Below are 20,013 nucleotides of genomic sequence, written 5' to 3' on the forward strand. Positions count from 1 at the left end.
CCGTCATCATTGTTTCAAAAAAATTAGAATCAAAAGATAATAAAAGGTAAACAGTCTAAAATTTACATTATGAAAAAGTTTATGGGATTTTTTCTGGTTGCTGCACTGATATGTGCAACAGTCATGATGTGTGGATGCACAGGCACAGGAGATAACACTCCGGCTGCAACACCCACAGAGGCATCAACGGCACAGGCAACTGAGCAGCCAACCGCGGCTCAGTCAGCATCTGAAAAGACTACTCTTAAGGTATTCCATGCCGGAAGTCTGGCAAGTCCTATGGAGCAGATGGAAGCAGCTTACGAGGCTGAATGTCCTGATGTCGATGTACAGCTCTATGCAGGCGGCAGCACAAAGCTTGCAAAGGAGATAGTTGAGCTTGGAAAGGTTGCTGATGTCTATGCATCTGCTGACTATTCACTTATTCCTGGTCTGATGGTTCCTGACTATGCAGACTGGTATGTGACATTTGCAAAGAACAGAATGGTTCTCTGCTACACAGACAAGAGCAAGTATGCAGATGAAGTAACTGCTGACAACTGGTATGAAATTCTTGGAAAAGACGATGTCGCATGGGCATTCTCAGATCCAAACCTTGATCCATGCGGTTACAGGTCCCTTATGGTCATTCAGCTTGCAGAGTTAAATTACAACGATGAGATGATCTTTGACAACCTTGTCGGAGTAAGAAGCGGCATATCACACACATTTGATGACGGAGTCTCTACCATTCATGCAAAAGATCCGGCACCTGTGTACCCGCTCTCAATTGATGAGAAGAGTGTAAATCTCATTGCAGGACTTGAGGCAGGAAACCTTGATTACGCATGGGAATACATGAGTGTTGCGGAACAGAATGCAGATTCCGGTGTTAAATACATTGAACTTCCGGAGGCAATCGATCTCTCATCCATTGACTATGCAGACATATATGCAAAGGTTCAGGTTGAGACTGCCGGCGGAATGATGAAAGGCAAGCCGATTGTATATGGCGTTACAGTTCCTACAACTGCGGATCAGCCTGAAAATGGAGATAAGTTTGTCGCTATGCTCATCGGTGAGACAGGACAGAAGATCATGGCAGACGCAGGTCAGCCTCCAATTGTTCCTGCAACAGGATTCCTTGACATTCCCTCCTCACTCTCAGCACTTGCTGAAATGAGCAGCTAAAACCAAACCTATTTTTTTATCATGTCTGCGAAATTTTCCCGCCCGGACAGCTGCATAATCTCTTTCTCACTCATCGGCGGGCTTATTGTATTTCTGACAGTTCTCTCACTTCTAAATATCACACTTGCACAGCTGGGTGACATCCCGTATCTCATATCCGTTGCATCAGAGTCAAAGGTGATTGATTCGGTTATTCTCACTCTTGCAGCGGGGCTTAATGCAGTAATACTGCTCCTTATTCTTGGAACACCCCTTGCATATGTCCTTGCAAGGGTGAATTTCAGGGGTAAGGGATTTATTGAAGGGCTTGTGGATCTCCCGATTATGCTTCCCCATACAGTCGCCGGAATTCTGGTGTATATTCTCTTCATGAGAAGGGGTATTATCGGTGAACCGCTCGGAACGCTTGGCTTTGTCTTTGAAGATGCATACCTGGGCATTGTCGCCGCTATGTTCTTCGTATCCTCTCCGTATTACATCAATACAGTCAGGGAGGGTTTTGAGAAAGTGCCCGTTCATCTTGAAAATGTGGCACGGACACTTGGCGCTACGAGATTTGCAGCATTTCGAAAGATCGTTTTGCCGTTAAGCGTGAGACATATATTCAGCGGCAGTGTCCTTGCATGGGGGCGGGCGATAGGTGAGTTTGCAGCAGTAATAATGATTGCATATTATCCTATGATAATTTCAACGCTCATATATTACCGGTTCACAACAAGCGGCTTAAAAGAGAGCAGCACTATAGCTTTTATTATTATTGTGATCTGCTTTGTTGTCTTTGCCGCACTGAGACTGCTGATAAAACGCCTGGAGAATTATGATGAGAGGGTCTGAGCAGGAGTTTATTATGATAGAATTTGATGATGTAAACCTCTCCCTTGGCAGTTTCAGCCTCTATAATGTCTCGATGAAGATCAATAAAGGTGAATATTTCTTTATAATCGGACCATCGGGTGCAGGTAAGACAATTCTTCTTGAGACCATAGCCGGACTTCACCTGCCTGATTCAGGAAGGGTTCTGATAAGAGGTGAGGATGTATTCCTTAAACCTCCGGAGAAGAGGGATATCGCTCTGGTATATCAGGACTATTCTCTCTTCCCGCATATGACTATCTTTGATAATGTGGCATTTGGGCTTAGGATGGCAAAGAAGAGCCGTGCAGAAGTTAAAGAATCTGTTGGAAGAATGCTGAATCATTTCGGAATCAGTCACCTGAGTGAGAGAAAACCCCTTACTATGAGTGGCGGCGAACAGCAGAGGGTGGCTCTTGCAAGGGCGCTTGTTATAAATCCGGAAATCCTGCTTCTTGATGAACCACTCTCTGCGATGGACCCTGTCAACCGTGACCGGTTTATAAAAGATCTTGACAGCATCCACAAAGAGTTTGGAATAACCATAGTTCAGGTGACACATTCAAGGGAGGAGGCGATATCACTTGCAGACAGAATTGCTGTTATCGCTGATGGCCGGCTTGAGCAGACCGGAAGTCTGAATGAGGTTTTTAAAACGCCTGCATCGCCGGTTGTTGCCAGAATGGCAGGCATTGATAACATATTTGACGGTGTTGTTACAGATGCCGGAGATGATGGCATCTGTCTCATCGATCTCGGAGGGGTCAGCTTAAAAGTGTTATATTCCGGAAAAAAGGGTGACAATGTCAACCTGTATATCCATGCGTCTGATGTTCTCCTGATGGACAGTATGCCTGAAAATGGTCCGGATAATATTTTAAATGGAAAAATTGAAGGAATATTTCAGAGAAATAATTATTTCAGGGTCATTGTTGACTGTGGCGAATCTATATATTCCTCCCTTTCTCCAAGGGAGATGGCTGAGAGTAATTTTAAACCGGGAATGGAGGTCTATGTTGCTTTCAGCTCCGCTAATGTTCATATTACCGGCACATGACATCCCTTAAATGTCCTTAATCATATCTGTATCTTTTTTTCCTGAAAATAACCCCGGATATTTTTCCCGTAAATATTTTTATTTATCCGGAATGGTCTGCCCAATACCTTTTTTTCTGTAAATTTCGATATATGCAAGCAGCATTCCGGCAATAAAAGCAACGGTCATACCTGCAAATGGTGCAAGTATTGCAGTAATTGCTGTTACCATTACGGAATCTGTATTTGCCGATGCCTTCAGAAGCGGAATTGCGGCAAAGATTAAAAGACCGCCGAATATCCCCAGTGGAATTATGCCGAGCATCTCAGGTTTTGCAAAAAAGAGGGCCAGTCCGAGGAAAATTATGCCCGCAATTATATTGCTGCCGCCTGTTCTTGCCCCAAAACGGTGCATTGCACCCATTCCACCTGCACCGTGGCACATCGGAAATCCTCCCAGTGGGCAGGATATCAGATTCATGAACCCTATCGTTTTGGAGAGTTTGTCTGGGTTTATATCCTTCTTAAAGAGGTCATGGGCCAGCAGTGATGTCGCAAGAATTGCATTGGTAAGGGTGAGCGGGATCTGCGGGATGACCAGATTCCATGAGGAGAATGCAAAGTCGTTCACATCCGGAATTATTACCTGCGGAAGGGCAATAAAGCTCATCTCCGGAATTCCGGCTGTCACAATCCCGGCCGCAATTCCGATTCCTACCACTATCAGTGCTGACAGGTCAGGAAATGCGGTCTTCATCGTTATAAGGAGGAATATGAGGATAATTATGACTGAAACTGCTGAATAGAAGATGTCGTTTACAACAAAATTCAGTGATGTCTTAAGGAGGAGAAGTGCAAGCCCTGCCTGTATGCCTCTTATGACATTTTTTGGAATCCATCTCTGAATTTTTGACATTCCTCTGAGATATCCGATTGCGATAAAAATTATTCCGATTATAATTCCCGATGCAGCAATCTCAGGAGATGTCAGCCCTTCGGCAATCACTATTGCGCCTATCGCCTTCATAGGTTCGACGGGTACTGGAAGTCTGTACAGTATGCCAACTGCAGTGTACCAGACCGCAAAGAAAAGTAATATTGTGCCAAGATTGATGTCAGTGACTACTGCAACACCAAATATTATCGGCAGAATTGTGCCAAAGTCCCCCACTGAGCCTGCTGCCTCATTCAGATTAAATTTAATTCCGTGAATTCTGTTCAGTTATACTCCTCCTTTCTGGTATGCAGATCTCTGATCTTTATCAACCAATCTTCCGCGTATTATTGATCTAAGTTTTCTTCGGATAATTCTGTATTCTGAAAATTTTGTTATTTATTGGTCCTAATCCTAAGGTTTTTAGTTTATCTCTGTTTAATCTTTTTAATTCTTATTTCTATGTTGTAAATTGTGTTAATTTAATAATGTTAATTTTAAAAAAATTGTAACAATGTATTTATTGCGGTGTTTTTTTAGAGATTTATTGATGAGTAAGGGTTTTATCCGGTTTTCAGCAATAATTCTGCTTATTGCTGTGATTATGGCCTGTGGCTGTACATCAGGAGAGACAAAGGAGAACAAGGCAGAATCCGGCAATTCTGCATCAGATGAGTCTCTTATAGTCTATTGCGGTGCAGGACTCCGTGTTCCTATGGAAACTGCGGCAGAAGTCTTTGAGGAGAAGGAAGGTATAAAGATCAAATATTCATACGGCGGTGCGGCACAGCTGCTCTCACAGATGGAACTTCTGGGAGAGGGAGACCTTTACATGCCCGGTGCAAAGGCATACCTTGACTCTGCGGCAGAGAAGGGATTCGTCTCCGATACCAGGGATGTTGTGTACCATGTGGTGACAATTGCAGTACAAAAGGGCAATCCAGAGAATATCACATCAGTTGAAGATCTTAACCGTGACGGAATCAGGGTTGGAATCGGCGAACCTGACGGCCCTGCGATTGGAAAGGCTGCAAAGAAGATCTTTGAGAAGAATGGCATGTGGGAAGATATGCAGGACAATATCGTTGTTCAGTCTGGCACTGTCAATGAACTGCTTGTATTCCTGAAGATGGACCAGGCTGATGCAGTTGTAATCTTTGAAGATCTCTTAAATGAAGAGAGTATTGAGAAGGTTAATATCCCTGTGGAAGATGGTTTTGTAAAGATTGTTCCCATTGCAACGCTTGAGTTCAGTGAACATCCTGAAAATGCTAAAAAGTATATGGAATTTGTAGCGTCAGATGAAGGAAAAGAGATCTTCCGCAATGCGGGTTTTGATACATACCCCTGTGAGAAGTATGCCAATATCAAATAAATTCTGATTTTTTTGGATAATGGTGTTAATCTAGCTTTAAATATGTGTGTTAAGTTAATGTGGTTAATTCTGCACATATGAGTAAATTATTTTATCAGTTGTAATGGAGATATTTGTTATGCATAAAAAGCTATTGTTGGTTTTTACTGTGTTTGCAGCCTTTGCACTCATCCTGGGTGCAGGCTGTGTCTCCGGAAATTCCGGAGAGGAAAAGGATGCGGGGGCACAGGCCTCCGGAGGCGAAGAATTATCTGAAGAGTCACTTATTGTTTACTGTGGCGCGGGTCTCCGCGTTCCGATGGACAATATAGCAGAGGCATTTGAAGAGCAGAAGAATGTGAAGATTAAGTACACCTACGGCGGGTCTGCTCAGCTTCTCTCACAGATTGAGCTGTTGCAGGAAGGAGATGCCTACATGCCCGGAGCAAAGTCATATATTGACTCTGCTGTGGAGAAAGGCTTTGTATCTGACAGCAATGATGTTGTTTATCATGTGATGACAATTGCTGTTCCTAAGGGTAATCCTAAGAATATTACATCTCTTGAAGACCTGACAGAAGAAGGTCTCAGGGTAGGCATCGGCGAACCTGACGGCCCTGCGGTTGGAAAGGCAGCAAAAAAACTCCTTGAGAAGAATAATCTATGGGAAGGCATTCAGGATAATATCGTTGTTCAGTCCGGCACTGTCAATGAACTTCTCGTCTATCTCAATATGGATCAGACAGATGCGGTAATCATCTGGGAAGATCTCTTAAACGAAGAGACTATGGATAAGGTGGATATTCCTGTGAGTGCGGGTTTTGTCAAGGTTGTTCCGGTTGGTATGCTGACATTTACGGAGAAAGAAGATACTGCAAAGCAGTTTATTGATTTTGTATCTTCAGATGCCGGTAAGGCATACTTTGAGGAAGCAGGTTTTGACACTTATCCGTGTGATAAGTATTCAGATCTGTAAATTAATATAATATTAACTGTTTTTTGGTGCTATTATGGCTTTTAATGAAGATATTGGGAGAGTTAAGGAGATGGAAATATGCTACCGTCCAATCGGGATAATCCATTCGGAGCATACGATACAGGAGGATACCCCGATACAGGGAATATTCAATCCTTCAAAAGGTTATATTGAGATATTCGATGAATTTGTCCCTGGTCTTAAAGATGTCGAAAACTTCTCCCATCTGATACTGCTGTATCATTTTGACAGGGCAGGTAAATGTGAAATTGTGAGAAAACCATTCCTCGATCTTGAAGAGGACAGGGGTATATTTTCGATCAGACATTTTAACAGGCCAAATCCGGTAGGATTCTCAATTGTGGACCTATTGTCTGTTAAAGGCAACAGGCTTGAAATTAGTGCTGTGGATATACTTGACGGCACACCGCTAATTGATATAAAGCCGTATGTCTATCAGTTTGACCACCGTGATGAGGTCAGAAACGGATGGGTTGATTCGTCACATTCCGAAGAGATAGGAGAATGGAATGCTACTCCAAAAGGGCTAAGGGACAAAGAGAGGACAAATATTTGAAGCCACTCACAAGCTGGGATGCAGTAAAGGTATTTACTGTATCAGCGGCCCTTATTCTCTCAGCTTTTATTGTTTCATTGCTTATCCTCATTGTAACTCATCCTGATCCATCGTCTGTTGTACAATCACTTATGAGTGAGGAGATTCAGTTTGCAATATATTTAAGTCTTGTAACTTCTGTCGCATCGACTGCTTTGTGTATAGTTGTCGGTGTTCCTGCGGCATATGGTCTTGCGAGGTATGATTTTTTTGGGAAAAGCATTGTCAATACGCTTCTTGACCTTCCTCTGGCTCTGCCTCCGCTTGTTGCAGGTGTGGGTCTGCTTCTGCTCTTCGGAACAACGGCATTTGGAGATGCCCTTGAGAGTATAGGTCTTGTCTTTGTATTCACTCCGCTTGGAATTATCATAGCGCAGTTCTTTGTAAACCTGCCTTTTATGCTCAGGATAATGAGGTCTACATTTGAGGGGATCAGTCCGAGATATGAGTATGTCGCCCGGACGCTTGGGTGCACCAATGCTGAGAGTATTTTCAGGGTTACCATTCCTATGGCTGCGAATGGTTTTTTTGCCGGTGCAGTAATTACGTGGGCAAAGGGTATTGGCGAATTCGGCGCTGCTCTTATGCTTGCCGGAGCTACAAGGTTTAAAACCGAGACACTTCCGATTTCGCTATTCCTGAATATGTCATGCGGAGATCTTGAAATGGCTATCTCTGCGGCGATCATCCTGATAGGAATTTCGGTTGTTTCCCTCTATATATTTGAGGTTTATGGAGGATCTGCTAAATTTTAGTGGTTTTTTATCATGCTTAAATTAGATAATATTTCTAAAAACCTTGGGGAATTCCGTATTGACAATGCCAGCCTTGATGTGATAAAAGGTGAGTATATGGTAATTATCGGCCCTACAGGTGCGGGTAAGACAATTCTGCTTGAGACTGTCGCAGGCATATATCCTCCGGACTCCGGAAGAGTGATTATGGGTGGCCGGGATATTACCGATGCGCAGCCAAAGGACAGAAACATTGCAATGGTCTATCAGGATTTTGTTCTCTTTCCGCATCTCACAGTCGAGGCAAATATCGGGTTCGGTCTGAAAAGCAGGAAGGTGCCACGTCCTGAGATCGAAAAGAAGGTGAGGGATATAGCATCTGTAATGGGAATTGACCATCTGCTCCATCGATATCCGGGAACTCTGAGTGGAGGAGAGAAGCAGAGGACTGCCATATGCCGTGCCATCCTGATGGAGCCAGATATTCTGCTCCTTGATGAACCCTTAAGTGCCCTTGATACACAGACGAGGGAAAACCTGAGAGGGGAGTTAAAGAAGCTTCATAAGATGTTTAACACGACTTTCATTCATATCACCCACAATTATGAGGAGGTATTCTCACTTGCAGACAGGGTTGTTATCATGAATGAGGGCAATATCTTACAGATCGGAGATCCTGATGAGGTATTCAGAAAACCAAAGACTGAGTTTATTGCTTCTTTTGTTGGTTTTGAGAATATATATCCCTGTAAATGGTTAAGATCAGGTAAATGTCTGAATCTCAGCATTGACAATGTGGATCTGGTCTCGGAATCATATGATTCTTCTATTGCGGGAGATCGTGCCACTGCTGTCCTGCGAATGGAGGACGTAATTGTCACACCCACAGTTCCTGCCGGAGATGAGTCATGCAATAAGCTTAAGGGAATTATTGATGAGATCCGTGACAGCGGAGGTTTTGTAAGGATTACTATTGATGCGGGAATCAGGATTAAGGCAGTTATGATGAAGAGGGATTTTTTAAGGATGAATCTGTCTGTGGGCGACACCGCATATGCAGTATTTCCCTTTGAGGCATTTCATGTCATTCCCTGTGGTGAAGAGGGAATGAATCCGGAACTGAAAGAATAGGTTAATCAGCCGGAATATACGGAATAACCAGTGAGTGCTTTCAGAATTTCCGGATTAATTATCTCTTCGCATTTTTCCGGAAATTTTTCCGTAATCAGCTTAATCATGATTTTCGTGCCTCTGTCTGTCGTCCAGATACCCACTCTCTCTTCTCTTGTAATCATCTCTGATTTTTCCATTTCCGAGAATGCCGGAAGTACATAATAATGGGGCACATGCAGGGTTTCCGCGATCTGCCTCGTTGTGGGTAATTTTAATTTTATCTTTTTATCTTCAATTCTGATCTGAATTGTCCCTTTATCTGCCAGAATTTCTGCTGATGCATTGAAGAGTGTTTCACTGTTGATATTGGGCATAAAAAAGGGGTTTTAGTCTTTCATTTTGCCGTGTTCTGATTCACTGGCAGGTTCAAGATAGATTATTTCTGCACCAATTTCTTTTGCCATCTGTTCAAGTTCGGTCTTTCTGTAGTGGCTTGCAAGGAATTTTACCTTTGGGTTGTCCTCGCCTACGAGGGCCATTACTCTGAATCTTGGCTGTTTGACTCCCTCGCCTACTTTCTGCCTCTCGCGGACATAGATTTTCATTTATATTTCCTCCTTTTTCAGCTGTTATATCAGCTGGTTTACGGAACATTACTTATCCTTTGTAGTATATTAATATTTGTATCACATGAGTAAGAGAAAGGAGATTAAAAATAAATTACAGGGTGAGACCCTGGTTCGCAAGGGACTTATGCATGAGAGATCCGGGGTTGAAACTATCAGGATCACACCTGAGCTCAATGTTATTAAAGTCGGTGGTCATGGTACAATTGACTTTGGCAAGGAGGTAGTTATACCAATTGTCGAAGAACTTGGTGAACTGTCGCGTGAGCATCAGATGCTTATCGTAACCGGAGGGGGCGTGCGTGTCAGGCATATTATGGATATTGGAATTGATCTTGGGATGCCCACCGGAATTTTAGCTGAACTTTCGGGCACAATCAGTGAGCAGAATGCACTTATGCTCTCTGTTCTTATGGCAAAGTACAATGCAGTTAAAATAAGCAATGACGATCTTCTGGATATCCCCATGCTTTTAAGTCTTGGGCAGGTTCCGATTATGAGGGGCACTCCAATTTACAGCTTTTACGAAACCCCGACAGTCGTTGGGCCGATTCCAAGTCACAGAACCGATACCGGTGCATTCCTCGCAGCTGAGGTTATGGGTGCTAAAAACTGTATTCTTGTAAAGAATGTGGACGGCCTCTTCGATAAAAACCCGCTCCTGTATGATGACGCAGAGCTGATTGAGGACATCAGGGCAGAAGAGGTCCTTGAGATGGATCTCGAGGATCTCGTGCTTGAGGAGGCAGTTCTTGAGATGCTTCAGCATTCAAAGAATATGCATGAGGTTAAGATCGTAAACGGGCATGTAAGGGGCAATATAACAAAAGTGCTGAACGGCGAGAAGGTCGGAACAATAATCCGGCAGTAGTCTGAAAAAAGTTTCTGCCTATGGTAATTATTCGGGCAGTAATATCTTGGAATGATCATGCAGGGTTTTGATCTTCAAAAACCCTGAACTGATTATAAATACATAATTATTTTATGACGCATAAGTTTCCGGAAGAACGGGTTCTATGCGTCATGCAGTTCTGATTTGATTCTGTCAACTGCATCCTGAACCGCTGCAAAACCTTCCTCCCTGTGAGATGCGGCAACAGCAATGTATGTGATGTCATCACCGGCGTTTATCCTCCCGGAATTGTGGTGAATGCGGACACCGAGTATTCCCTCTCTGTTTTTAATATCTTCAGTTACGCCGTCTATTATTCTTTTAAGTTTATCTGTGTCGGTGAATTCAAGATATTTGGTGATATTCTCTCCGGTGATTTCCCTGACAATCCCGTTGAATGTAATTATGCAGCCCGTTTTCGGGAGTTCGATATTTTCCCTTAAATCCCTGACAAGTCCCTGCATTGTGAAGAAGTCATCAAATTTATCAAGTGACTCCACAATTTCTGATACATCCGGATTCTTAAAGATACAGTTTTCCGCTTCCAGATCTCCGAGGCAGACCTTTCTGAAATTATATTTTTTAAAACCCTCGATGACTGCATATTTAATTCCGGCATCTGAGAGGTGTCCAAGTATGTTGTTCAGGTCATTTTCTTCTGCATATATTACCGATTTTTCACCGTCAATTCCTGTGACAACCTTTGCACCGTTCTCAAAATGCCCTGTCATATCCTTTCCGGGATTTAAGTCATAGTTGTGATGTCCGAGATGTTTTATCACGCCGGTCTTTCCGGGGTATTTTTCCTCAAGTATTGTTACGAGTTTTTTTATTAATACTGTTTTTCCTGAATTGGAATATCCCGCGATATGAATTATTTTCATCTGTTCACTATTGTATGTCTGCCGGAATAATAAAAGAATTACCTGATTTATTTTGGTATTGGTTTATTCATTGAATGGTCAGTTCTGAAATATGGTTTTTTGCTGCTTATTTTCTTAAAATAATTGACATACGCTCGTAATTTTTGTGAGCGCATATGAATTTTAAGTTTAACCCATTTCATTGTCATAAAGAGTATTACTATATATCATAAATCGTAACACTTGTCGTTAAAAATCAAAGAATTGGTTTTTATTAATTAATATTTACTAGATTTGGATTGTATTTTTTAAAATTTATATTGAGTATTATTAGGAATGCTTATATCCGGAGATATGTTAATGTACGATTGTCCCATGCGGGGACGTGCAGTAGTGAATATCATCAATTTCCGGCGGGTAATAATCCGTCGTTGTTCAGTGAAAGTAATGCATTGCACTTATAGGGTATAGGAGGAAAAAATATGGCAAAATATTCCGACACAATTGATCTTTATTCAGATGATGGTAAACTTCTGAAGAGTGGTGTTGAGCTAAATAAGATAAGTCCGCTTGTAAATCCGGCAACTCTTAAGCTCATCGACCAGACAAAGAGAAACATCGCTGTAAACCTTGGCGGTATCGAAAAAGCTCTTAAAACCGGTAAACTCGGAAAGGGCGGCAAGATTCTCGGACGTGAACTTGATCTTCCAATTATGGAGAACAAGGAAGCAGTTGTTGCAAAAATCCAGGAATACGTAGGTGTTGAAGGCGAAGATGCAACAATCCGCGAATTCAAGGGCGGAAACCTGCTTCTTGTTGAAGTACCAAAGGCACGCCTGAATGCAGCATCCACATATGATGCAGCAATCACATCAGTTGCAGCAGCAACAACATACGCAATTGTCGATGAATTCGGCGTTGATATGTTTGATGCATCAACTGTAAAGGCAGCAACATTCGGTGCATACCCACATACCATGGATATGGAAGGTGCACTTGTATCATCAGTTCTTGCAGTTCCGCAGAACAATGAAGGTCTTGGTTTCTCACTCCGTAACATCGGTGTTAACCACTACGTTATGATGACAGGAAGAAATGCAATGCAGGGTGCAGCACTTGCAGCAACCCTTGAGACAGCAGGAGAGTTCGAGATGGGCGGTGCAATCGGTCCGTTCGAGCGCCACATGCTTCTCCAGTACGCATACCAGGGTCTTAACGCAAACAACCTTGTATATGATCTCGTAAAGGAGAACGGCCAGACAGGAACAGTCGGAACTGTTGTCCAGTCACTTGTCGAGAAGGCAATTGAGGACAAAGTAATCGTCCCAGGAAAGAAGGGCGGATACTTCCAGTTCTACGACACAAAGGATCCAATGCTGTGGAATGCATACGCAGCAGCAGGTACACTTGCAGCAACCATGGTCAACTGTGGTGCAGGACGTTTCGCACAGGCAGTTTCATCAACACTGCTCTACTTCAACGATCTGCTTGAGCACGAGACCGGCCTTCCATCAACTGATTTCGGTCGTGTAATGGGTACAGCTGTCGGTTTCTCATTCTTCAGCCACTCAATCTACGGTGGTGGAGGTCCAGGTATCTTCAATGGAAACCACGTTGTCACACGCCACGCAAACGGCTGTGCAATTCCATGTGTAGTTGCAGCATGTGCACTTGATGCAGGTACACAGATGTTCACTCCAGAGGGAACATCAGCAGTTATGGGCGAAACATACGGTCAGATCCCTGAGTTCAACAAACCAATGGATCAGATCGCAAACGGAGTCTGAATAGATCACATTTAGGTTTGGAATGACTAAAAGCCAAAAAGTATATCCACAATGCAGGGTAGTCCCTCTCCGCATGCTGTCACCTGAAACTGCTGAAATCTTTCTTGATAAGGTGGTTAAGGTTGAAGGGATCAGAAGAATGACCATAAATGGTCCTTCTCTTCCAAAAACCGTTCCTTACGGTCCTGCACGCGGAAAACCCAATCCCAATACCAACAGGAGAGCCATTCATATCGGTAACACTGAGGTTGAACTCAGGGTACAGGCAGGAATGTTTGTCTTTGAACTTGAGGGTGAGGATGTAATAGAAAATATCAGGGCAGTCTGTGATGAAATATTCATAAAGTTTCCATATCAGCTCCAGGTCGGAAAATATATGAAAACATCCCCGACACTGTCTGATTACTGTAAATACGGCCCTGATGCTGACGAGAATATGATTGGACTTTCCGACCCGAGAAAAGACGGGCCGGTAATCTTACAGGGTTTTAAATAAATGCCTATAGGTCGTGTCACCCAGGTTGTTGACTGCCGCGAAAGTATGGGTATGGGTAAAGGTGGCGGCCTTGCCCAGAGAGGTACTATATCCGAATGCCGCCATCCGGATGTAATAGTCGTTGGCATGTCTCCAGGCAGGCGACACGTAACAAAACCAGTCTGTGATATAACATCAGGCCTCAGAAGAGAAGGTGTTGAATTTTCGGTCAGCACTCTTGTCTTAAACGCCGGAAGCGGCGTTCCCCCCGATGCTCCGGCGATAGCCGGTTCGGTTCTGGGGGCATATTTCGGCCTGAACCCGAAAGAAACTGCACAGATAGAGCAGCATAAAGTTGCAATTCTTCATCACGGCAATGTGAGATCTCATGTTGTGGAGAAGGTTCGCTTTATTCTCGAGAGATGTGATATCGATGCAGTTGTTGTATCGCAGGCACCTGTGGATTACGAAGATCTTGCAAAAGTTGGTGTTAAAACCGCTTATGTGATGCCGTCACCTGATAAGGTGAAGACAAAAGGCAGGGTCATTCGCATCGTCAGCGGAGTTACAAGAGGACAGACCCCTACAAGGGAGAAACTGGCAGAAGTTATTTCGGCTGTAATGAAATCAATGAAACAATAATTTAAAGGTGAAATTAATATGGCATATACACCACAGTATGGGCCAGGAACCTCTGTTATCGCTGAAAACAGGCGCAGACAGATGAACCCTGCAGTCCAGCTTGAGAAGGTTCGTGAGGTTACTGACGAAGATATCGTTCTTATCCTTGGTCACCGTGCACCAGGATCAGCATACCCAACAGCACACCCGCCGCTCGCAGAGCAGCAGGAACCAGACTGCCCAATCAGAAAGATTGTTGCACCAACAGAGGGAGCAAAGGCAGGAGACCGCGTACGTTACATTCAGTTCGCAGACTCAATGTACAACGCACCATCACAGCCATACCAGCGCACATACTCGGAGTGCTACCGCTTCCGTGGCATTGACCCGGGTACTCTTTCCGGACGTCAGATCGTAGAGTGCCGTGAGAGGGATCTTGAACAGTACTCAAAGCTTCTCATTGAATCAGAGATGTTTGACCCGGCTCTTGTAAGCTGCCGTGGTGCAACAGTTCACGGTCACTCACTGCGTCTTGCAGAAGATGGCCTTATGTTTGATATGCTCCAGCGCTGTATCTTAAAAGACGGCAATGTAAAGTATGTCAAAGACCAGATTGGAGAGCCACTTGACCGTGAGGTTGATGTAGGCAAGCCAATGGATGAGGAATGGCTCAAAGCACACTCAACAATCTTCCACTCACTTGTTGGTGCTGCATACCGTGACGATGCAGAATATATCGAATACATTCAGCGCATCCACGCACTTAGAACAAAATACGGCTTTATGCCAAAGGAGGAGTGATTTAGATGGGTAAAATTGAGAGATCACAGAAACTTTTCCTTGATGCACTTAAACAGAAGTTCCAGGGAGAAGACGTAGAATCAGTAAAGACAACATTCTACAACTTTGACGGTGTCCGCCAGTCCCCACGTAAGCGTGAGTTCATGGAGGCAACAAAGGCTGTCGAAGCAAAGCGTGGAATGGCCATGTACGATCCAGAGCACTGCCACCTTGGTGGTCTGCCAATGGGTCAGAGACAGCTCATGACCTACGAAGTGTCCGGATCAGGTACATTTGTAGAGGGTGATGATCTTCACTTCGTCAACAATGCAGCAATGCAGCAGTTCTGGGATACAATCCGCAGATCAGTTATTGTCGGAATGGATCTTGCACACGCAACACTCCAGAAGCGTCTCGGAAAGGAAGTTACTCCTGAGACAATCAACGAGTACCTCCACATCTTAAACCACGCAATGCCTGGTGCAGCAGTTGTTCAGGAACACATGGTCGAGACACATCCTGGCCTTGTCGATGACTGTTACGTAAAGGTATTCACCGGTGACGATGAGATGGCTGACGACATTGAGCCACAGTTCCTCATTAACGTTGAGAAGCTCTTCCCTGCAGATCAGGCAGAAGTTCTCAAGGCAGAGGTCGGCAAGTCAATGTACCAGGCAATCCACATACCAACAATTGTCTCAAGGACATGCGATGGTGGAACAACCTCCAGATGGTCAGCAATGCAGATCGGAATGTCATTCATCGCAGCATACAGAATGTGTGCAGGTGAAGCAGCAGTCGCAGATCTTTCATTCGCAGCAAAACACGCCGGTGTAGTTCAGATGGCATCTATTCTGCCTGCCCGCCGTGCACGTGGTCCTAACGAACCTGGTGGAATTAAGTTCGGTCTCTTCTCCGATATCATCCAGGCAAACCGTACACATCCAAACGACCCTGCAAAGGCATCCCTTGAGGTAGTCGGTGCAGGTACAATGCTCTTCGACCAGATCTGGCTCGGATCATACATGTCTGGTGGTGTTGGATTTACACAGTATGCAACAGCTGCATACACTGACAACATCCTCGATGAGTACACATACTACGGTATGGACTACATCAAGGACAAATATGGCGTAGACTACACCAACCCTGACCCCGCAAAGATCGTCAAGCCAACACAGGATGTTGTAAATGACATTGCATCCGAGGTTAACCTCAATGCAATGGAGCAGTATGAACAGTTCCCGACAATGATGGAGGATCACTTCGGTGGTTCACAGCGTGCCGGTGTCATGGCAGCAGCATGTGGTCTGTCCACATCTATCGCAACCGGAAATTCAAACGCAGGTCTGAATGGATGGTACCTTTCAATGCTTATGCACAAGGAAGGATGGTCACGTCTCGGATTCTTCGGATACGATCTTCAGGACCAGTGTGGTTCAGCAAACTCACTCTCTATGGAACCAGACCGTGGTCTCATTGGAGAACTGCGTGGACCAAACTATCCAAACTATGCAATGAATGTCGGTCACCAGGGAGAGTATGCAGCTATTGTAGGTGCAGCTCACTACGGACGCGGCGATGCATTCTGTTTCAACCCGCTTGTTAAGATCTGCTTCGCAGACCCATCAATCGGATTTGACTACGCAGAGCCACGTAAGGAATTCGCAAGGGGAGCAATCCGCGAGTTCATGCCATCAGGCGAGCGCTCACTGATCATACCAGCAAGGTAAGATCACCCAAAATATTTTTTTAATCTGTTTTATTCCGGTTATTTGCCGGAATTTTTTATGCTATTATTTTTTGTCCCTGCTGTTTGCAGAATAAATTATGCTTTTTTCCTGAAACTCTGATTTTTGCTGTTTTCATTGCTGTTAGAATGTTTATTCCCTGTGGATTTTGACTATATTAAATTTAAACGTTGTTTTGCGCTTTTTTATCGGAATGTGTGGATGTTAATCTGCGGCTTATTCACCGGATTTTTCCGCCCGGAAATATTTATTGCCCGGATGGTTTTTGATCTCAAAAATAGCGCAGATTTTTTTGTAATATTGGATTGTATAAGCATAGATTTGTGCTCAAATAACTTTGAATTAAAACAAAATAGTCAGGTGTATTCATTTATTTTCCTTAAATACTCATATTTTGCGTATTTTTTCAGGAAATTCTTTCGAAACCTTTAATTAAATACTAAACGACTTTAATTTGAATCCAAAAGGGTTTCGTGTATATGTGTATCTCTGGTGCATATGGCACTCAGGAGGACGCCTGAATGGAAGAGTTACTGTTTGGTATCGGCATTAGTGCCGTTGCAGGCGCTCTGGCCACCGTTTCCGGTGCTGCGGAAGATACTGAGTCTGATATCGGTTCACAGGGTGACCCGAATTCACAGGTTCAGCTCGCTCCGCAGATGGGATATATTCATCGTATTTATAGTAAAGCTATATCCGGTGAACCCCCAGCATACGGACTTTGGTGCGCTCTTGGAGCAGGCCTTGCATGGGCTTTAATGGCGATAAATTATAATCCGGTACTTGCGATAGTCTTAGGATCAGCTATAGCTGTATTTGTACAGGGTGTGTATGCAACTACAGCATATCTGGGAAGGACTGCAAGTCTGGCGAAGTTTGAACAGCCGGTTTACATCGACCTTATTAAGTCGGTTACAACCGTGACTATGGCGCATGCATTTGTCGCAATCTTTACATGCGTATCAATGTGTTTCCTTATGGTAAACGCACTTGGACATCCGTTCCCGCTTCCGCTGCTGGGACTTGTCTGGGGTATCGCTCTCGGTGCAGCAGGATCTGCAACCGGAAATCCGTTCTACGGAAAAGAGCGCCAGTACCAGACACAGGCCTTTGGAGCAGGTGTACCTATCTCAGCATCCGGTAATATTGTCCGCTATGCAGAGGCAGGACAGCGCAGTTCGCTTGACAACGGCTGGTTTACATCTAAGATGGGCGGCCCGGCATCGGGTGTCTGTTTCGGACTTATTGTGTTCCTTGAACTGTGGCGTACAATCTTCTTTGAAGAATTCGCAGCAGGCTGGGGTGCAGTAATTGCCGGTATCGTGCTTATTCTGATCTTTATGATCATTGACAGATTTGTTGAGACATGGGCACGCAAGACCTATGGACCATACAACACTGAAGAGTCCGCAGAGGAGGCCTCATCATGAGTGCACTCGGCGGAGGTTCCGGTGGTGGAGAGGGAATTAATCCTGTAGGAACAGTAGTTGGTATTGTACTTCTGCTGATTTCACTGGGTCTGATTTACGTCTTATCACCAGGAATGGCACTGATGGCTCTTATCGGAGTTATTGTCGGTGGTCTTCTCATCGGTTTTGGTGTTCACTTTGTTCCTGTCGGAGGAGCTCCGGCAGCTATGGGTCAGTCACCAGGTATTGCAACTGGTGTTACCATGCTTGCAGCAGGTGCAGGTCTCGCAGGCCTCTTTGGCGGAGCATGGGCAGCAGAACTTGGTTTCGGAGTTGCTCTCGCAGGTGGTGCAATAGGCGGCGGTCTTATGATGGCTATCACATGTCTGATGGTCAATGTAGTCTATGTCTATGCAATGGGTATTCCGGCTGCATCCGGTAAGGTTGCAAAGGACCCAATCACAGGAGACACTTTTGAAGCATACAAGTCACAGGGAACTGAAGGACACGGTCTTCCGTTTGTTTCATACGTTGGTGGTGTCATCGGCGGTGCCCTTGGTGGTCTTGGTGGAACACTCATTTATCTTGAACTTCTCTCAGTCTATGAGGAATTCCTCCCTGCAGCGCTCAATGCGCCTGCTGAGCAGATTATTCCGCTCGCAGTAAGTATGGCAGGAGTTTTTGCAGTCGGTATGTTCCTTGTAAATGCTGTAATTGCAGCATACAATATTACAGGTACAATCGAAGGTCCTCATGACCCGAAATTCAAGAGATTCCCGCGTGCAGTCATTGGATGTGCAGTTGCTTCAGCAGTCTGCGGTCTTATGGCAATTCTGGTAGCAGTATTGTGAGGTATGAAGTATGTCAGTAGAAATTACAGTCAGTGAAGGCGGAGTGCCCCACAATAAGATCATGATGATTGGTCTTGTCGGTGCAGTAGTCTGTCTTTATCTTACATACCTGAATCAGATGGCCGGAACAGAGATGTTCTCATTCTTTGGCGGAATCGCAGCAGTACTTGCACTCTGGTGGGGTACAGACACTATCAAGCACCTTTGCAGTTATGGTCTTGGTACTGGTGTCCCTTCAGCAGGTATGATTGCACTTGGTTCAGGTGTAATAGCAATGGTACTCAGTACAAAACTGAGTGCAATGGGATTTGTATCATCTCCGCTTATCATCCCAATCGGATGTATAATTATTGCAGCAATTCTTGGTGCAATTCTCGGATATATTGCAAATAACATTGTAAATATGAATATTCCTGTAATGGTTGTTTCACTTGCCGAACTCTGTATTGTCGGTGCTGTTACAGTCCTTGGTCTTTCAGCAATGGTTGACGGAAGTTTTATCTTTGCAGATCTTGTTACAGGCTCAAAGGAATTCTTCGGAGTTGCAGTTCCTGATTATCAGGCATCTGTGATTGGCGGAGGAATTATTGCAGTAATATTCATGCTCGGTGGTATTGCAGTTCAGCATGCATTCAATGCATGTCTGGGACCAAACGAGTCACAGGACCGGACACTTATGCTTGCAGCAGAGTGTGGATTTTTAAGCATGATTGTTGTCTCAATTATGTCTTTTGCATTCATCTCCATGACAGCAGCAGTTGTCTCATTCATCGTATCCGTAATCGGATGGGTTTACACATACAATCAGTACATTGTATTGTCTAAGCGTGATGCATTCATGTGGCTTGATGCACAGCCAATTCGCGAGAAGGAGGCCTGAAAATGGGATACATACAAGTTCTCCCCGAATATGGTCTTGTTGCAGACCCAGTTATTGGTCTTGTAACTACCGCAGGCGCATCACTCGGACCGGTAATTGATGAGGTTGAGAGACTTGAGAAGATCACAGATGATGTGGTCGGCATGCTCTCAGGAGAAGGTTCATTCCGTTCTTCTTTCCCGAACAGGGAAAAGGCCCTTGTCTATGCCGGAGGTGTGACTGCAATGTGGTACGGTATAGCTGTTGGATTACTTATTGCAGGTGTGGTTGCACTTGCATTGCTCTGAGGTGAAA

The 20,013-nt window shown here is 44.4% G+C and carries 22 protein-coding genes; 18 read left to right on the forward strand and 4 right to left on the reverse strand.

Annotation, left to right across the window (positions count from 1 at the left end; translation table 11 throughout):
• The first annotated feature begins 81 nt into the window (after positions 1-81).
• The 3 genes from wtpA to L6E24_RS09480 are packed head-to-tail and all read left to right on the forward strand — an operon-like array spanning position 82 to position 3,079.
• Complete coding sequence (gene wtpA / locus L6E24_RS09470; RefSeq protein WP_257741741.1) at positions 82-1,170, forward strand: tungstate ABC transporter substrate-binding protein WtpA; 1,089 nt, start codon at positions 82-84, stop codon at positions 1,168-1,170.
• A gap of 21 nt (positions 1,171-1,191) precedes the next feature.
• Complete coding sequence (locus L6E24_RS09475) at positions 1,192-2,004, forward strand: ABC transporter permease (RefSeq protein ID WP_257741742.1); 813 nt, start codon at positions 1,192-1,194, stop codon at positions 2,002-2,004.
• Positions 2,005-2,017: 13 nt separating this feature from the next.
• Positions 2,018-3,079 carry an ABC transporter ATP-binding protein gene (locus tag L6E24_RS09480; protein ID WP_257741743.1) on the forward strand — a complete coding sequence of 354 codons (1,062 nt, stop codon included), beginning with the start codon at positions 2,018-2,020 and terminating at the stop codon, positions 3,077-3,079.
• Between the two features lie 78 nt (positions 3,080-3,157).
• Here L6E24_RS09480 and L6E24_RS09485 read toward each other — a convergent pair whose 3' ends face one another.
• Entirely contained in the window at positions 3,158-4,228 is a 1,071-nt protein-coding gene (locus L6E24_RS09485) for a putative sulfate/molybdate transporter (protein ID WP_257741744.1), read from the reverse strand.
• Between the two features lie 313 nt (positions 4,229-4,541).
• Here L6E24_RS09485 and modA (L6E24_RS09490) point away from each other — a divergent pair, with 313 nt between their 5' ends.
• The 5 genes from modA (L6E24_RS09490) to L6E24_RS09510 all read left to right on the forward strand — a co-directional run bounded on the left by modA (L6E24_RS09490) (position 4,542) and on the right by L6E24_RS09510 (position 8,802).
• Complete coding sequence (gene modA / locus L6E24_RS09490) at positions 4,542-5,366, forward strand: molybdate ABC transporter substrate-binding protein (RefSeq protein WP_257741745.1); 825 nt, start codon at positions 4,542-4,544, stop codon at positions 5,364-5,366.
• 118 nt (positions 5,367-5,484) lie between these two features.
• Positions 5,485-6,321, forward strand: a complete 837-nt coding sequence (modA, locus tag L6E24_RS09495; protein ID WP_257741746.1) for a molybdate ABC transporter substrate-binding protein — start codon at positions 5,485-5,487, stop codon at positions 6,319-6,321.
• A 34-nt stretch (positions 6,322-6,355) separates the two neighbouring features.
• The gene (tsaA, locus tag L6E24_RS09500) at positions 6,356-6,898 is read left to right on the forward strand and encodes a tRNA (N6-threonylcarbamoyladenosine(37)-N6)-methyltransferase TrmO (protein ID WP_257741747.1); all 543 of its coding nucleotides are present in this window, start codon (positions 6,356-6,358) and stop codon (positions 6,896-6,898) included.
• Positions 6,895-7,692 (forward strand): ABC transporter permease, encoded by a 798-nt coding sequence (locus L6E24_RS09505; RefSeq protein WP_257741748.1) that lies wholly within the window; start codon positions 6,895-6,897, stop codon positions 7,690-7,692. The genes tsaA and L6E24_RS09505 overlap by 4 nt, the downstream gene beginning before the upstream one ends.
• A 12-nt stretch (positions 7,693-7,704) precedes the next feature.
• The gene (locus L6E24_RS09510; protein ID WP_257741749.1) at positions 7,705-8,802 is read left to right on the forward strand and encodes an ATP-binding cassette domain-containing protein; all 1,098 of its coding nucleotides are present in this window, start codon (positions 7,705-7,707) and stop codon (positions 8,800-8,802) included.
• A 5-nt stretch (positions 8,803-8,807) separates the two neighbouring features.
• Here L6E24_RS09510 and L6E24_RS09515 read toward each other — a convergent pair whose 3' ends face one another.
• Together L6E24_RS09515 and L6E24_RS09520 are read right to left on the reverse strand one after the other, a co-directional pair.
• Positions 8,808-9,158 carry a hypothetical protein gene (locus L6E24_RS09515; RefSeq protein ID WP_257741750.1) on the reverse strand — a complete coding sequence of 117 codons (351 nt, stop codon included), beginning with the start codon at positions 9,156-9,158 and terminating at the stop codon, positions 8,808-8,810.
• A gap of 12 nt (positions 9,159-9,170) precedes the next feature.
• The gene (locus L6E24_RS09520; protein ID WP_257741751.1) at positions 9,171-9,389 is read right to left on the reverse strand and encodes a hypothetical protein; all 219 of its coding nucleotides are present in this window, start codon (positions 9,387-9,389) and stop codon (positions 9,171-9,173) included.
• Between the two features lie 85 nt (positions 9,390-9,474).
• Here L6E24_RS09520 and L6E24_RS09525 point away from each other — a divergent pair, with 85 nt between their 5' ends.
• Entirely contained in the window at positions 9,475-10,281 is an 807-nt protein-coding gene (locus L6E24_RS09525; protein WP_257741752.1) for an amino acid kinase family protein, read from the forward strand.
• Positions 10,282-10,424: 143 nt separating this feature from the next.
• On the opposite strand, the gene mobB is transcribed toward L6E24_RS09525, so the two are convergent.
• A complete protein-coding gene (gene mobB / locus L6E24_RS09530; RefSeq protein ID WP_257741753.1) occupies positions 10,425-11,186 on the reverse strand; it encodes a molybdopterin-guanine dinucleotide biosynthesis protein B in 762 nt (253 codons plus the stop codon).
• Positions 11,187-11,647: 461 nt separating this feature from the next.
• On the opposite strand from mobB, the gene mcrB reads away from it, so the two are divergent.
• The 9 genes from mcrB to mtrB all read left to right on the forward strand — a co-directional run bounded on the left by mcrB (position 11,648) and on the right by mtrB (position 20,006).
• Entirely contained in the window at positions 11,648-12,952 is a 1,305-nt protein-coding gene (mcrB, locus tag L6E24_RS09535; RefSeq protein WP_257741754.1) for a coenzyme-B sulfoethylthiotransferase subunit beta, read from the forward strand.
• A 22-nt stretch (positions 12,953-12,974) separates the two neighbouring features.
• On the forward strand, positions 12,975-13,448 hold the full coding sequence (gene mcrD / locus L6E24_RS09540; RefSeq protein WP_257741755.1) for a methyl-coenzyme M reductase operon protein D: 474 nt from the start codon (positions 12,975-12,977) through the stop codon (positions 13,446-13,448).
• Positions 13,449-14,069: a methyl-coenzyme M reductase I operon protein C gene (gene mcrC, locus L6E24_RS09545; RefSeq protein WP_257741756.1), complete on the forward strand. Its 621-nt coding sequence runs from the start codon at positions 13,449-13,451 to the stop codon at positions 14,067-14,069.
• A gap of 18 nt (positions 14,070-14,087) precedes the next feature.
• Complete coding sequence (gene mcrG / locus L6E24_RS09550) at positions 14,088-14,849, forward strand: coenzyme-B sulfoethylthiotransferase subunit gamma (RefSeq protein ID WP_257741757.1); 762 nt, start codon at positions 14,088-14,090, stop codon at positions 14,847-14,849.
• 5 nt (positions 14,850-14,854) lie between these two features.
• The gene (gene mcrA / locus L6E24_RS09555; RefSeq protein ID WP_257741758.1) at positions 14,855-16,561 is read left to right on the forward strand and encodes a coenzyme-B sulfoethylthiotransferase subunit alpha; all 1,707 of its coding nucleotides are present in this window, start codon (positions 14,855-14,857) and stop codon (positions 16,559-16,561) included.
• 539 nt (positions 16,562-17,100) lie between these two features.
• The gene (mtrE, locus tag L6E24_RS09560; RefSeq protein ID WP_257741759.1) at positions 17,101-18,009 is read left to right on the forward strand and encodes a tetrahydromethanopterin S-methyltransferase subunit E; all 909 of its coding nucleotides are present in this window, start codon (positions 17,101-17,103) and stop codon (positions 18,007-18,009) included.
• A complete protein-coding gene (gene mtrD, locus L6E24_RS09565) occupies positions 18,006-18,839 on the forward strand; it encodes a tetrahydromethanopterin S-methyltransferase subunit D (protein WP_257741760.1) in 834 nt (277 codons plus the stop codon). Before mtrE ends, mtrD begins: the two co-directional genes overlap by 4 nt.
• 10 nt (positions 18,840-18,849) lie before the next feature.
• Positions 18,850-19,719 carry a tetrahydromethanopterin S-methyltransferase subunit MtrC gene (gene mtrC / locus L6E24_RS09570; protein ID WP_257741761.1) on the forward strand — a complete coding sequence of 290 codons (870 nt, stop codon included), beginning with the start codon at positions 18,850-18,852 and terminating at the stop codon, positions 19,717-19,719.
• Between the two features lie 2 nt (positions 19,720-19,721).
• Complete coding sequence (gene mtrB, locus L6E24_RS09575; RefSeq protein ID WP_257741762.1) at positions 19,722-20,006, forward strand: tetrahydromethanopterin S-methyltransferase subunit MtrB; 285 nt, start codon at positions 19,722-19,724, stop codon at positions 20,004-20,006.
• Positions 20,007-20,013 lie beyond the last annotated feature (7 nt).

The sequence above is a fragment of the Methanoplanus endosymbiosus genome (assembly GCF_024662215.1).
Classification (GTDB): domain Archaea; phylum Halobacteriota; class Methanomicrobia; order Methanomicrobiales; family Methanomicrobiaceae; genus Methanoplanus; species Methanoplanus endosymbiosus.